The sequence below is a fragment of the Candidatus Campbellbacteria bacterium genome, from assembly GCA_034521025.1.
Lineage (GTDB): Bacteria > Patescibacteriota > Minisyncoccia > Phycocordibacterales > JAXHMZ01 > JAXHMZ01.
The window spans coordinates 1-14278 of the sequence record JAXHMZ010000005.1; the positions used below are offsets into that span (position 1 = coordinate 1).

The window sequence follows — 14278 nt, forward strand, 5'->3', positions numbered from 1 at the left end:
GGAGAGTGAGGGATTCGAACCCTCGAAGGGTGTAAACCCTTACCTCGTTAGCAGTGAGGCGCTTTCGACCACTCAGCCAACTCTCCGTATTTTGCTTTGTTTTGACAATAGTACCGTTGGCTGAGTGTTCGAACAAGTTCGTCCTCCTACTTCCTGTTTCGCTACGCTCAACAACGGAAGTTTCCGCTTTCGCGGAACCGGATAAAACAGAAAGCAGTTTCTGTTTTATCCACTCAGCCAACTCTCCGTATTTTGCTTTGTTTTGATAATGGTACCACTACCCTATCTCACGCAATATCTTACACCTATATATTTACCATTTTTAGGCCTCTTTTTCAATAAAATAAATGCTTCAATCTATAGATTGAAGCATTTAGGTGTTACACTCAAGTAACTAGAGACCGCTATTATAACCGCCATATGAAAAAAGAAGTGTTAGTTGAATATACTCTGCGTTCGGGTCTCGCCTTTTCTCTTCTTTACGCGGCTATCGCGGGCATTCTTGATCCCTCCTCGTGGGTCGGGTACGTTCCCAACTTTTTAACCGCAGTCGCTGACAAAGAAACTCTGCTTATTCTGATCGGCGTTATGCAATCTATCATCGCTCTTTGGATACTCTTCGGCAAAAGAATTTTTATACCCAGCACATTAGCGGCTCTTTTCATACTCAGCATTTTAGTATCTCAGTTCTCTCTCTTAGACGTTATCTTCAGAGACGTAACCGTACTCTCTGTAGCGATCGCGCTCGCCATCGGACACTATCCCGAAGGAGGAATAAAGAACGCGTTTCGCGAGATATTGCCGGCACGAAAATCCACTAAACCAAGCGAGAGATAAACTTGCTACAATACGGAAATGAGTTTATCCACTTCGATAGAAAAGCTCGCGAGAATCGATACAAAACACAAGCAAGCCCTGGAGCGTTTGGGAATCTCTTCTATTAGAGACCTTTTGTATCATTTTCCCTATCGATACGAAAACACCGGTACGATAAAGCGAGTTCAAAACGTAGAGACAGACGATCACGTTACTCTTTACGGATACGTAAGCAATCTGAATACCCGCAAATCTTTTCGCGCCAAAACTCCTATGGCCGAAGGCGTCTTTGGCGACCAAACCGGATCCATTAACTTGATCTGGTTTAATCAGCCATACATTGCCAAAATGATCTCCGAAAATACCCCCGTAGAAGTAGAGGGTAAAGTTTCAGAACGCAACGGCAAGCTAGCCATTCTCAATCCACGTATAGAAAAAATAGAAGAATTACCCGCCCTGGACGGAGAACTTCCGCTCGGCGAGTCGCCCAATACGCAAATACTTAATCCAATATATCCGACCTCCAAAGGTGCTACTTCTCAATATATTAAATATTTAGTTAGAAGAGCTTTACGAAGTAAAGAATTTCAAAGCATTGAAGACCCCGTACCCGAAGAGGTATTGGAGCGGTACAGCTTGCCTGATCTTAAAAGCGCCCTCATTTGGATACACGAACCAAAAGAGATCAAAAACGCCGAGGTAGCCCGCAAGCGTATGTCATTTGAAGAGATATTGGCGATCCAGATAGACCGACAACGCGAACGCGCCCGCCTGAAAGAATTGAAAGCCTTTTCGATCAACAAAACACGCCAAGACATAGAACCGGCCATAAAGAGCTTTGGCTTTAAGCTCACCAAGGCGCAAGAAGGAGCCATCGAAACTATCTTGAGTGATTTAAGCAAAGAAACTCCTATGTCTCGGTTACTGGAAGGAGACGTAGGAAGCGGGAAAACCGTAGCCGGAGCGGCGGCAATGTACGCCAGCGCCACCACCTATCCCGACCGGCAAGATTTCGGCGCGCTACAATCTGCCTATATGGTACCGACAGAGATCCTGGCCGAACAACAATTCAAGAGTTTTTGCGATCTTTTCCGACATACTCACTTGCAAGTGGGGCTCATCACCGGTTCGGGGTGTAAAAAATTTCCTTCGAAAATAAATCCAGACGAAGCTACTAATATGTCGCGGGCTAAACTATTGAAGCTGGTTAAAAACGGAGAAATTGCCGTCCTGGTAGGAACGCACTCACTGATACAAAAGTCCGTGGAGTTCAAACACCTGGCTTTGGTCATAATCGACGAGCAACACAGATTTGGAACAAAGCAAAGACAAAAATTGGCGCAGAAAAATGACATAGTTCCCCACTTTCTCTCTATGACCGCCACCCCCATCCCGCGAACGTTGGCTCTTACCATATACGGAGACTTGGACTTGTCTATAATTGACCAGATGCCCAAAGGACGCAAACCGGTTAAAACCAAAATAGTCACTCCCAACAAGCGCGAGAAAACCTACGAAGATATCAGAAAAGAGCTTGAAAGCGGACGACAGATGTATATACTTTGCCCGCGTATAGACGAACCGGATCCGGCAAAAGAGAACGCCGTCGCGGCTAAGTCAGTCAAAGAAGAATCCAAACGGATCAAAAAAGATGTTTTTCCCGAATACAGTGTCGGCGAGCTTCACGGGAAAATGACCCCAAAGGAGAAAGACAAAACAATGCGATCTTTTGCCGAAGGTGAGATCGATATACTAGTAACCACTTCGGTTATAGAGGTGGGGGTCAACGTTCCAAACGCGACCGTAATAGTAATAGAGGGCGCGGAACGCTTTGGACTGGCGCAACTTCACCAACTGCGCGGAAGAGTCGCACGCTCCACATTCCAATCATTCTGTTACGTATTTACCGAAAGCAGTTCTCAAAAGACGATCAAAAGATTGAGAGCTCTAGAAGAAGCTCGAAGCGGTTTTGAATTGGCGGAATATGACCTGGAGATACGCGGAGCCGGCGAGTTATACGGACGCAAACAATCCGGTATATCCGACATAGGAATGGAGGCTATAAAAAATATAAAAATGGTAGAAGCGGCTCGTGAGGAAGCGCAAAAAATTGTCTCCGAAGACCGAGATATCAAAAAATATCCTCTTTTGAAAGAAAGAATAAACACCTTGAAAGAACTCCACTTCGAATAAAATTGTGGTAATCTCGCTAACCCCCTACCTATTTTGGCACACTCTGATATAGTGGTAATCGGACTCATCTCGAAAAAGAGCAGTTTGGTAAAATAGAAAACAATATGGGCTTATTCAAAAAATGTCTTGTGCGCGCATAGCTCAGTTGGTAGAGCGCAGAGCTTATACCTCTGTGGTCCCTGGTTCGAGTCCAGGTGCGCGCACAAGCTGTTTTTCCCATAAACAAATAGACCGCAACTCGGTTGTTGCGCTAATACTTAATATGAGTAATATAGCGAAGAGAGGGAGGTTTTTATGGGCCACAATATACCTCACAAAGATAAGCTGAGTGGGATCAAGGTTATTGACTATGGCAGTCGAAACAAAGATAACATCGTCTGTCTGACATTCCGTGAGAAAGGTTTCAGCGAGGAGGCGGTGGTTCACTGCGAGATTCTCCTAAAGAGAGTCTATTCCTTCGTCCACCCCGATGGTCCGGAGCCTTATACGGAAAAGATTCCAGGTACTCGTCAGCTCTTGTTCTCTATTCCTGCAGAGGAAGATACAGGAGACGTGAGGTGGTCGGAGTTCAAGCAAGCCCATTTCCAGAAGATCCTTGATGCCTACCTTTTTGACCTGCCCGTACAAAGAAGGTTTGTTCGAGTGGAACAAGCCTACGTCTGAGCCGCACCAAGCGGCTCTTTCTTTTTGTTATACTTAACGCATTAGAAATAATCTTTTTAAATTTATGAACTCATTTGTAGCAAAAAAGATCGGAGAAGTATGCGCTTTCGCGAACGTAGCAAACGAAACTATCACGAGAGCGGAGAGCGCGCTGAGAGAGGTTTATGGAGAGTCGTTTGAAGAAACCAGAGACACATTCAGAGACGTTCACGACGAACTTATTGCTCTTTCCGAGCGTGAAGGTTTAAAGGACGCGGTTTCCGATAAATGCTCTAAAACTTCAGATAAGCTACGCCAGATGCGAGAAACTTACCTTACCTCAGAGGAAGACTGGCAAGACCCGGTAGAAGTACTGGAGTGGTCAAGCTTCTTTTACGGAGCTGGTTACGCCCACTCGGAATTAGTACAGGGCGCGAGCGAAGAGCTAGAAATAGAGAGCTTATCCGAACTGGCAGAAGGTTCATCCAAACTGCATCACGACCTATTGCACCACGCGGTGGACTACCTACGAGACGACGGGAAGAAAAGAGCTCAAGAGTAAGAAAAACAAAAAAACCGGAATGATCCGGTTTTTTGTTTTATTCTTCCGCTGGTTCTTTGGGTTCCAAAGGATTCTTATCAACCCGCTTCGGGGTTACTCCGTGAGCCTCAAGCAGAAGTTCGAATTCTTCATGTTCTATTGTCTCGGTGTCTATCAATTTCTTGGCAACTGCGCGAAGAAGATCCATATGTTCAGTTATTATCTCGCGAGCACGTTCCTCTGATTCATTCATTATTCGCGATACTTCAGAATCTATATTCGCCGAAACCTCCTCGGAATAATCGCTTTCATTAACGGCGCCATAAACCGGTTTGCCTTCATTGGTTTTCAGTGCTATAGGACCGATCTTCTCTGACATTCCATACTTGGTCACCATATCTCGCGCCAGACCGGTAGACACCTGAAGGTCATTTGACGGACCGGTGGTCAGATCATCAAAAAGCATTTGCTCGGCCACATAACCACCAAGCGAAACGGCTATCGTATCCAGAAATTCTCTCTTGGACTGGAATTTGCGCTCTTCAAGAGGAAGGCGTAATACGTAACCCGCGGCACTTCCCCGAGATATGATAGATACTTTGCGCACAGGATCAGCATAAGGCAGCAGAGATGCGATTATGGCGTGTCCGGCTTCGTGATACGCCGTGATCTCTTTTTCTTTTTTCGAAAGAAGATGACTTTTGCGTTCAGGTCCAAGCATCACTTTTTCAATTGAGCGAATCAGGTCGTATTGAGACACTTTCTTTCTGCTCTCTCGCGCCGCCAATATAGCACCTTCGTTCATAAGAGAATAAAGATCTGCTCCGGAAAATCCGGGAGTTCTATCCGCAATCACTTCTAGATTAACGTCCTCAGCTAAAGGTATCTGGCCCACGTGTACTTTCAAAATCTCTTTCCTGTCATCACGATCCGGTAGCGAGATGACCACTCGTCGATCAAATCGACCGGGGCGCAAAAGCGCCGGATCCAACACGTCCGGACGGTTAGTAGCCGCCATAACGATAACCTTTTCGTTGGGTTCAAAGCCGTCCATCTCAACAAGGATCTGATTCAGTGTTTGCTCTCTTTCGTCGTTTCCACCGCCTGTACCACCACCACGAACGCGGCCAACGGCGTCTATTTCGTCGACGAATATGATCGCCGGCGCGGCTTTCTTTGCGAGCTTAAATAGATCGCGAACCCTACTGGCGCCGACTCCGACGAACATTTCAACGAACTCAGAGCCGGAAATAGAAAAGAAGGGCACACCTGCTTCTCCTGCCACTGCCCTTGCCATCAAAGTCTTACCGGAACCTGGAGGTCCCATCAAAAGCACGCCTTTTGGTATACGCGCTCCGATCTGCAAGAACTTTTTAGGATTTTTCAGAAAATCCACGATCTCGGTTAATTCTTCTTTTGCCTCTTTGTTTCCTGCTACTCCCTTGAAAGTAACTCTTTGCTTCTTGTCGCCCGGCTCAGTTAACCTGGCTTTGGATTGCCCAAAGTTAAACGCCTGCATTCCCGAGCCCTTGACCTGTCTTGATAAGTACCAGAACAAAAGCACAATAAAGGCAAGAGGTATCAAGAAAGGAGCCATGGTTGTTAAGAAAACCATAATACCGCTAGGGCTCTTTATAGTGATCTCGGGTGAATTATCTTCCGAAAGATCAACTCCATAGTTACCTAACGTCTCAGAAAGAGCGGTGCCGTCTTCTTTGCGAACTCGCCTTTCCCTATCGTCTTGATAAGTAACGGTAGCCATATTCCCCTCAACCACGATCTCTGTGATCTCGCCCCGCCTGATGTCACTAGCAAGAGTTGAAATGGCAATTTGCTCCGGTTGGGTTTCCTCGGCCACAAGTGACCAAACCAAAGAAAACAACACCAAGATCAGTGTTACTGTTAACACATTCTTCCAAAAATTGTTGTCGTTTTCCGGTTTTTCCGGTCCGCCGGAGTTGCCGTTTGGTTTTGGCGGTTTAATATCCTTTTTGTTTTTATTCTGATTGTTGCCTGGCATTTGTTCGCTCATATAAGTATTATACACTTTAATATCCACCCATAATAGCTGATCACCTACGCCAAATAGTAAAGTTGGCGCCATGGACGTGATACAATTTCCCTACTATATAGAAAATGACATTAATACACAACAAAAAAGCCCTGCGAGACTATGAAGTGATCGATAAGTTCGAAGCTGGTATCGAGCTTTTTGGCTTTGAGGTCAAAAGCTTGCGTTCAGGCCAAGGATCTTTGGCTGGGTCTTACGTAACAGTAAATCCTTTCGGAGCTATACTGCAAAAAGCTAATATTCCCCCTTTTCAAGCCCAAAATGTCTCTGAAGACTATGATCCGGAGCGCCCACGTCGGCTTTTATTTCACAAAAAAGAGTTGGTCTCGCTGTCTCAAAAGCTGGGCACCCCTGGATTGACTCTAATACCTATATCGTTGTATAATAGGAGAGGTTTGATAAAGGTTGATGTTGCTCTAGCGCGCGGAAGAAAGAAACACGACAAGCGAGAGCAGATCAAAAAACGAGACGAGGAACGGAACATTGAAAGAGAAATAAAACAAAACGTCAGATTTTAAGTCTGTTCGTCTATTACCTTAGAGCGTAGTTTATAGTCTCGCTCTTCGAGCATCGCTTCATCAGTGTACGGCTCAATCGATCGTACTAATTACTGAGAGCCAAGTTTGTCGCTCGAGAGCGAGGTCTATACACGAAGCGAACCTTTGGGGATGATCGGCTTCGACGTTTGAAGACGTGAGTGCTGTGCGTTGCGGGAGCGGTGCGCTTCCACAACAAAGCACCATAAAGATACCTGCAAACACAAATTCAGGATCTGTCGCTTCGCCTTATCAGGCAAGTGATTTCGCCTACGCAGTAGCGTAACTTGGCGACGTGAGAGCGTTTGACGCCCGATACAGCGTCTCTCGCGGCATAACATTCGGGCTGGAGAACTGATTTCTCGAGTCACGTTCTCGAGACCTTTAGAGATCGGAGACGGACTATTTAGTAGTCGTTTGAGGTTCGTCTCTTAAACTTACAAACGTCTACTAGGCAACGTAGACGCACACTCACTCTTCATTCGCACGCGGGTTCGATTCCCGCCATCTCCACAGCAAAAGAAACGCCCGAGCTTGCCTCGGGTTTTTTCTTTTGCCTGTAGAATAGTGAGGGAATCGAAAGCCGGAAGCCCGCATCCGGGGGACGAATAAGGGCTGAGGCGGGGTCGCAAGTACTTTGTGATCGCAGATTACGAAGTAATCGAGAACACTTAGTAACTTGTGACCGATTCCCGCACGAAAGCAACAAATGCCACCAGTTCTCCCTAGGTTTAGCCTAGGGTGTTAGCGAACAATTATATCGAGGCGAGCTGACGCCGATTCCCGCCACGCAAAAAAACAGAACCCTAACGCATTGCTGCGTTAGGGTTTAAAACTACATCGTATCTACGAACCACGAGCCTCGGCCATAGATACAAGGATATTTCTTTCATGAATACCGATGATCTCCTTTGCACATGGGTCGCCGGTCTGTCGAAGGATATCGATTACCCTCTCGGCGACACCCTCTCCGTTGTTCTCGTTGTACCAGTAGACGTTGAGTTCATCAACATCCGCGAACGAAAGCTTGAGGGCGCGACCTTTGACGTAGTCGAACTCAACTTCCCCGTTGGGAAATTCTCCGAGTTCCTCTGCCACGATGGGCTGGGGATCGTATCGCAACGCCCCCATACCTACAGGCCTAGCCGCGTTGTAAAGTGCAGCGAAGACCTTACGGCGAGAGAGTCCTTCGATTGACACCATCTGCTTCATAGAGCCTCCCATAAAGGACCAATTGGAGTTGGTCACTTCTATCTTTATTAGAGCATATTTATAATAATTCGTCAAATCAAACAAGTGTTTTTCGTATGAAAAATTTTCCAGGTGGCCAACCTGCCAGGTTGACCGCTAGAGAAAGTGCGGTATAGTCCAATTCAGACGGGCTGTGTCGTATTAAACCTCTACCCAAAGGAGGATGTAATGAGTCAGGCTAAGTCGCAATACGAACCGACATTTCCTAAGTCCCACGCGCTCCTTCTACATGTGTATAAAAACGCAATACAATCAAACGGCGAAGAAAGCGTTGTTTGGTGTGAGCGCCTAACGGCCTTAATTAAGGGATGGAAGACCTTTAAGAAAGATGGGCTACTTCCCCCGTTCTTCACAAATAATTTCGGAAGAGATGTCCAGGATGTTATGAAACAAGTTCATGACGATCTTGACACCAGTAAGCTAACCGAGATGCAGAGTTCGATGACTTTTGGCGTAGCTAGTCTCCAAATGTCTTTCGAAGGCCATCAAGTTCACAGGTAACGAGTAAATTTTCGGCCTCGCGACTAAGTCGCGAGGCCGTTTTTTAATAAAATAACTACTTCCCCCTAGGTTAAACCTAGGGGGAAAGTTAGGAAACAATGCGTCATATTTAGAAGCGGTCGTCAGAAACATAGGAATTTATAGTAAAAACTGTGGCATAATACAAAGCATGAATTCATCCAAGTCAGCCGCGAGCGTATTCCGCCGCAGGAGAAGAACCATTATCGTGTTAATATTTTTAGCTGCTGGAGCCACCCTGCTCTACTTCCTGTTTTTTCGAACGGCAACCTTAGGCCCTATCGCTGAGAAAAAAAGGATGGCACAACTCGAAGCAGCAAAGCCACACTACGAACTAAAAGCGTTCGAATCGGACGGATGCTCTTTTAATATTTCACAAGGGTGGAGCACTTCCGTAAAAGGTCTATCAAAGATCTCGCCGGCTATTGCTGAGCGATACGCAAACGCTGAAAACATCCCGTTCGAGGAAGCGTGCATACAGCACGATAAGATCTACCACAAAGGTGAAGGCGGCTATGGCAGAAGACTACAAGCCGACAACGCACTAAGAGCAGAGATCATTTCTTACGGCATAAATAACACCGAAGAAATTAAGCGGAGGACCAACCTCAGCACAAACGAAGAAGCTATCTTTCTGTATGAAACGATTGCGGAGGCAGTGTATTACGCCGTCAGAGTAGGAGGAGCCCCTTGTACCGGCATGCCCTATGCGTGGGGATTTGGATACGGCAGTGGTGTCTGTACTTCTCCCTAGGTTTAACCTCGGGAGAGACAAAACAGTGGGAGTCTGGACAAAAGTTGCAAGATTTGGACTTTTTGTTATCCTCTCCGAGGACTCGAGAGTCCGGAAAGGAAGGAAATGATGAAGAAGATTTTCACCGCCGTACTGTTTCTCGCTCTCGTGAGCGTTACCGCTGCTGGTAGCGCAAGCTGTGGTTCTTGCTGGGCGTTCTGATTTTCACGCGTCCTCAGTTCAAAACCCCCTACGCCATTTTGGTGTAGGGGGTTTTTATTTGCAGATAAACCTTTAAAACAGTCAACCTGCCAGGTTGACTGTTTAAACTACCACGTAAACTTATACCTGTATCGATCGTCTCCTCTATGTATAGATTGCAGAATTTCCATATGCGCTTCCTCTGAGCCCGATCCGAGAGCTACCATTTTCTCAAAATATCCTTTGTGATAATACTCAAGCAACAAGTGATTCCGATAGTGTAATAAATCCATAACGAGTACATGTCTCTCTCCTGAAAATTCCACTCCTACAAATTCACCGGCATCGTACACTTTGTTCCATGCATTTGGGCCGGCTTTATAGATACCACCCATAGAAGCAAATCTGAATATAATAGATTTAAAAAATGAGTTCTTTAAGCCAATCGCTCCGAGTTCCTCGATATCTTCGGTTGCCCAGGAAAACAAATGGGTGGCAGTGAGCAGTATCGCTCCTGAGTAACCCAACGGGTACCACTCGTGATATTTGAAACTCAAATAGATCGATAGGATGACCTATCTCTTTTAATTTTTCTTCAATTTTTTTAGCGCTTCCTTCTCCTTCTTTATGTTTAATAGCTTCAATTGTATCTTCTTCCAACGAAGCACCGCGGATATATCCACTGAACGTCATACACCTGTCCGCCTCGTGCTTGAGCGCGTCAAGCGTCCCCACATCAAGCGTGTCTTTGGTCGGGTCCTCTGCGCTGAGTTTTAATTCTTCTGTTGAGTCCATATGTAAGCTACGATAGATGCTTTTAGTTTATCAGATATCCCAGACTAAACGTTCGTACCATTTCTTTTTCCAAGCTCCACAAGGATTCATTGATCTCTCCTTCGCGGACTATTATGTGGTCTTCTGTCATAGGATCGCACTCTTCTTCAGGGATTAACTCTTCTCCCCCAAAGCATTCCGTAGTCAAATCTTCAACGCGCACCCGCATCCAGATATACCCTGACTCTCCCCAACTTTCAGGCTTGTTTTCGGGCACGAGATAGGCAGCGAATGGCGTACCGTCTTCTAGGACATACATCTGTGACTCCTGAGTCAACTCAAAGCCAGGATCAAAATCAATCGGCTCTGTCTCGCCTATCAATCCCTCGGTCGGTATACCTTCAGGATATACGGAAACATGAGTCACGTTCGCAAAATGATCAAACGGAGGCGTAACCGGTACTCCAGCCGGTTTTACATATGCGCTGAACATAGGAGTTATTTCCGAAGAGGACTCAAATTGCCAATCGTACGGTCTGTCAAAGGAAAAACCGTAATCAGAGCTTTCAAATGTTTGCGGATCAGTGATTGTTACTCCCTCATCACCAGAGCCGTTACCTTGATCTTCGGACGCAAAGTAGTTCACCCAGACAAAAACTCCGACCAGAGCCACCAATAAGATCAAAAATAATCCTTTTTTATTCATATACGTAGATTATTAATTGCAAAATTCATACCGGCACTATAACACAATTACTAAAGCGAATTTTGGAAGCCTTGCTTCCAAATAAAAAACGCCCACATATAAAGGGCGCTTTTTATTTTTCCGCTTCATCAATTTTCTCTAGATCTTACTCAGTCTCTATCTCTCCTTCCGCTGTTATTGTAAACTCAAGCGTTTCTTCAACGGTAGGTTCTACCGAAATAGATTCTCCTTCTTCTCGAGTATAGATCTCAACCGTAGCTTGCATAGATCCTTCAGACTCGGCGTTAAATTCGAGGGATCTTACGATAATGCTATCTCCAAGAATTTCAGCGTCTACTTGTTCCAGTCCTGCGTCTGACTGGACAAAAGAAACCAAATAATCAAAGGTTCCCGTACCTCCGGTATTAAACGACATGTGGGCGAGAACATAGGTTTCCCCGTTTGCTTCTGCTACTTGAAACTTGTCTCCAAGGATCGCGAATCCTTCGGTCTGAACAGTACCGTCTACCTCAAACGAACCTTCTCCGCCTTCTAGCGTCACCTGTGAGTCCACGTCAGGTACAGTAACAGTAGCTGACTCCAACTGCGCCCTGACTTCATCTTCATCCATTGCAGAGTCGTCAGTTTCTTCGGGTTCCTCTGTCTCTTCTTGAACTTCACCGTTGGTTTCGTTGTCTGGATCTGGAGAGCCATTATCGGTTGCTTCATCTCCTCCACGTAGCCATAGCACCAAAAGCAGGCCTACGACGAGGAGTATTATGATCAGTGTTGTTTTATTCATAAATTTTTCTCTTACTTCTAATGGTTTTAGTATAACACTTTTTGAACATACGAAAGACAAATGTAAATTTGATATAGAACAATCTCCACTGTAGTATATAGACATATATGTCTACCCCGCGCTCAGGCAAATTTGACCAAAGCAACTTCCTTTTTATCGTAAAGTTCTTTGCCGTTGTAATGATAGCGGCATTTTCTGCTGAATACTTGGCAGATAGCACTGTCAAATTTTTGCCGATGAATGACATCGAATTCAATTACGAGACAGCTCACCTGCAAAATAACAGCGCCAGCACAGACGAAGCACGCGACCTTAGCGGCTCGGGGCAGGTTGCTTTTGCCGCCGGCGAGGATGGCAACAAAAACAAAGAGGTCACCAACGAAACCTCTTTTTTGGCAAGAGTTGAAAAAGAAGAAGACAAAACAGTTGAATTGAAAAACAATAATCCGCCCTATGTTGACGCTTCGTCTTACTTGGTCGCGGATATGGATAGCGGTCAGATATACGCCGAAAAGAGATCCCAGACCGTCCGTCCCATAGCCTCAATATCAAAACTTATGACCGCTCTAACAGCTATAAAATCTCTCCCGAAAGACCGAGAAATAACAGCAACCGAAACTGCTGTTAATTCTTTCGGCATAAGCGCGAACCTTTCTTATGGAGAAAAATTAACACTAGAAGAGATTCTCTATCCCCTACTCTTAAGTTCAGCAAACGATGCCGCTTTATCTATATCCGACTACTATGGAAAAGGACGGTTCGCTCAACTTATGAATAGACAAGCTCGCAAAATAGGAATGATAAATTCCTATTTCGTAGAACCGTCCGGTCTGTCCGAAAAGAACGTTTCCACCGCCTACGACATCTACAAGCTCGCTCGTCATATAAAAGAGAACGAAGAGGTGATCTTGGAAATAACCCAAGCTGAATCAGGAAGCGTTACACTGACAACACCGAACGGAAGTGAAAGAACCGAGACTTTCAGAAATATACACCAACTGCGAAATCTGGAAGAATACAGAGGGGGTAAAAATGGATACATAAACGAGTCACGCCAAACCCTTATCACAACCTTCGAGATCGAGGACTCGAAAAATAATAAGAGAAATATAGCTATCATAGTCTTGGGCTCAGACAACAGTACGTCAGATACCCTGTCTTTGCTTTCCTGGATCAAGGACGCACTGTAGGGACGAAATCCAGACTTGCCGACAAAACCTGTTGGTTCTCCTAAAAAAGTATGGTATAAATATCCCACTGCTCGAACTTATAATTTAGCAGCTTAATTTAAAGAAGAACTAAACAAGCATTGTCAAAATTTAGAAGACGCGGACCGGTTAGAAGAGATCCCGGACCCAGAACAAATGAACAAATAAAAGCTCGTGAAGTACGAGTGATAGGCCCCGAAGGAGAAAACTTTGGGGTATTGGACTCTGCGGAAGCCCTTAGCAAGGCGCGTGAGTTCGAGCTTGATCTGATCGAAATATCTCCAGGCGCCCGACCACCGGTTGCAAAGATCACCGATTATGGTAAATTTCAGTACGAACAAAAGAAGAAAAAATCAGCCCACAAGGCCAAATCATCTACAACCGAAGTAAAGAACATTCAGGTAAAGATAAATACCGGCAAGCACGACCTCGAGCTAAAAGCAAGAAAGGCGGATGAATGGCTAAAAGAGGGACATAGAATAAAATTTGATCTTTTCTTGCCGGGGCGAACAAAGTATATGGAGGAGAAGTTCTTGCGGGAACGATTGGAGCGTATGCTGGAGCTTATGTCCGTTGATTATAAGGTCGCCGAGGAAGCCAAGAAAAGCCCGAAAGGTCGCACAATGATCATAGAGAAAGCGTAGAAAAGTTTATATGAAAACAAATAAGTCATACACAAAAAGACTAAAAATAACAAAAAGCGGCAAAGTCCTTGCGCGTAAGACCGGGCAGAACCACTTTAATGCCAGAGAAGACGGCGAGAAGCAGTTGGATAAGAAACGAATGCGCGAATTTAAGATGACAAGCAAACAGAAAGCTCGATTTCTACCGCGCACCGACGCGTAGTGATCGGCTGGTTTTGAATAATTAGAAAAATATGACACGAGTAAAACGAGGAACAACATCAATAAAAAGACGGCGAACTATACTAAAGCGTGCCAAGGGATTTAGAAACGCTCGATCGACAAAAGAGCGCCAGGCGCGCGAAGGGCTTTATCATGCCGGCAATCACGCCTTCGCTCATCGCCGCGACAAGAAAAATGTATTCCGCCGCCTGTGGCAAGGTAAAATAAACGCGCGTATAAGAGAGCACGGTATGAGCTACAGCAAATTCATGCACGCGCTCAAAGAAAACAACGTCAACCTCGACCGCAAAACTCTCGCGAACCTCGCTGAGAACCAGCCGGATATTTTTGCAAAAATTGTAGAATCGGTTAAATAATCGGTATTAAACCCCAGGGCAAGCCCTGGACTCAAAGGGTGTTCGCTTCGCTCACCCTTTGACCGCCCCAGAGGGGCGGGGTAT

At 45.5% G+C, this 14278-nt stretch carries 16 protein-coding genes, 2 tRNA genes and 1 other RNA gene; 12 read left to right on the forward strand and 7 right to left on the reverse strand.

Translation table 11 applies throughout. The features are described from left to right. Positions 1 to 86, reverse strand: a tRNA-Ser gene (locus U5L75_02355). Positions 87 to 420: 334 nt separating this feature from the next. Here U5L75_02355 and U5L75_02360 point away from each other — a divergent pair. From U5L75_02360 to U5L75_02380, 5 genes are all read left to right on the forward strand, one after another. After that, positions 421 to 837, forward strand: a complete 417-nt coding sequence (locus tag U5L75_02360) for a hypothetical protein (GenBank protein ID MDZ7726401.1) — start codon at positions 421 to 423, stop codon at positions 835 to 837. Positions 838 to 855: 18 nt separating this feature from the next. Continuing rightward, complete coding sequence (gene recG, locus U5L75_02365) at positions 856 to 3009, forward strand: ATP-dependent DNA helicase RecG (protein MDZ7726402.1); 2154 nt, start codon at positions 856 to 858, stop codon at positions 3007 to 3009. 130 nt (positions 3010 to 3139) lie between these two features. Further along, positions 3140 to 3212 (forward strand) — tRNA-Ile (locus U5L75_02370). A gap of 91 nt (positions 3213 to 3303) precedes the next feature. Beyond that, the gene (locus tag U5L75_02375; protein ID MDZ7726403.1) at positions 3304 to 3672 is read left to right on the forward strand and encodes a hypothetical protein; all 369 of its coding nucleotides are present in this window, start codon (positions 3304 to 3306) and stop codon (positions 3670 to 3672) included. Between the two features lie 64 nt (positions 3673 to 3736). Next, positions 3737 to 4213, forward strand: coding sequence for a hypothetical protein (locus U5L75_02380; protein MDZ7726404.1), 477 nt, complete (start codon positions 3737 to 3739; stop codon positions 4211 to 4213). A 37-nt stretch (positions 4214 to 4250) separates the two neighbouring features. On the opposite strand, the gene ftsH is transcribed toward U5L75_02380, so the two are convergent. Then, positions 4251 to 6224, reverse strand: a complete 1974-nt coding sequence (gene ftsH / locus U5L75_02385; protein MDZ7726405.1) for an ATP-dependent zinc metalloprotease FtsH — start codon at positions 6222 to 6224, stop codon at positions 4251 to 4253. 104 nt (positions 6225 to 6328) lie between these two features. On the opposite strand from ftsH, the gene smpB reads away from it, so the two are divergent. Both smpB and ssrA read left to right on the forward strand, forming a co-directional pair. After that, a complete protein-coding gene (smpB, locus tag U5L75_02390; protein ID MDZ7726406.1) occupies positions 6329 to 6781 on the forward strand; it encodes an SsrA-binding protein SmpB in 453 nt (150 codons plus the stop codon). A 146-nt stretch (positions 6782 to 6927) separates the two neighbouring features. Next, positions 6928 to 7315, forward strand: a transfer-messenger RNA (tmRNA) gene (gene ssrA / locus U5L75_02395). A gap of 330 nt (positions 7316 to 7645) precedes the next feature. Here ssrA and U5L75_02400 read toward each other — a convergent pair. Further along, entirely contained in the window at positions 7646 to 8011 is a 366-nt protein-coding gene (locus tag U5L75_02400; protein MDZ7726407.1) for a hypothetical protein, read from the reverse strand. A 709-nt stretch (positions 8012 to 8720) separates the two neighbouring features. Between U5L75_02400 and U5L75_02405 the strand changes: the two genes are divergently transcribed. Continuing rightward, positions 8721 to 9323, forward strand: coding sequence for a hypothetical protein (locus U5L75_02405; protein ID MDZ7726408.1), 603 nt, complete (start codon positions 8721 to 8723; stop codon positions 9321 to 9323). Positions 9324 to 9631: 308 nt separating this feature from the next. On the opposite strand, the gene U5L75_02410 is transcribed toward U5L75_02405, so the two are convergent. The 4 genes from U5L75_02410 to U5L75_02425 all read right to left on the reverse strand — a co-directional run bounded on the left by U5L75_02410 (position 9632) and on the right by U5L75_02425 (position 11764). Continuing rightward, complete coding sequence (locus tag U5L75_02410) at positions 9632 to 9898, reverse strand: hypothetical protein (protein ID MDZ7726409.1); 267 nt, start codon at positions 9896 to 9898, stop codon at positions 9632 to 9634. A 25-nt stretch (positions 9899 to 9923) separates the two neighbouring features. Continuing rightward, positions 9924 to 10298, reverse strand: coding sequence for a hypothetical protein (locus U5L75_02415; GenBank protein ID MDZ7726410.1), 375 nt, complete (start codon positions 10296 to 10298; stop codon positions 9924 to 9926). 22 nt (positions 10299 to 10320) lie between these two features. Further along, positions 10321 to 10983, reverse strand: a complete 663-nt coding sequence (locus tag U5L75_02420; GenBank protein MDZ7726411.1) for a hypothetical protein — start codon at positions 10981 to 10983, stop codon at positions 10321 to 10323. A 145-nt stretch (positions 10984 to 11128) separates the two neighbouring features. Then, positions 11129 to 11764 carry a hypothetical protein gene (locus U5L75_02425; GenBank protein MDZ7726412.1) on the reverse strand — a complete coding sequence of 212 codons (636 nt, stop codon included), beginning with the start codon at positions 11762 to 11764 and terminating at the stop codon, positions 11129 to 11131. Between the two features lie 107 nt (positions 11765 to 11871). On the opposite strand from U5L75_02425, the gene U5L75_02430 reads away from it, so the two are divergent. The 4 genes from U5L75_02430 (at position 11872) to rplT (ending at position 14194) form a co-directional block, all read left to right on the forward strand. Then, positions 11872 to 12954, forward strand: a complete 1083-nt coding sequence (locus U5L75_02430; protein MDZ7726413.1) for a serine hydrolase — start codon at positions 11872 to 11874, stop codon at positions 12952 to 12954. A gap of 119 nt (positions 12955 to 13073) precedes the next feature. Beyond that, positions 13074 to 13616 (forward strand): translation initiation factor IF-3, encoded by a 543-nt coding sequence (gene infC / locus U5L75_02435; protein ID MDZ7726414.1) that lies wholly within the window; start codon positions 13074 to 13076, stop codon positions 13614 to 13616. 10 nt (positions 13617 to 13626) lie between these two features. After that, positions 13627 to 13818: a hypothetical protein gene (locus U5L75_02440; GenBank protein MDZ7726415.1), complete on the forward strand. Its 192-nt coding sequence runs from the start codon at positions 13627 to 13629 to the stop codon at positions 13816 to 13818. Between the two features lie 31 nt (positions 13819 to 13849). After that, positions 13850 to 14194, forward strand: coding sequence for a 50S ribosomal protein L20 (gene rplT, locus U5L75_02445; protein MDZ7726416.1), 345 nt, complete (start codon positions 13850 to 13852; stop codon positions 14192 to 14194). Positions 14195 to 14278: the final 84 nt, after the last annotated feature.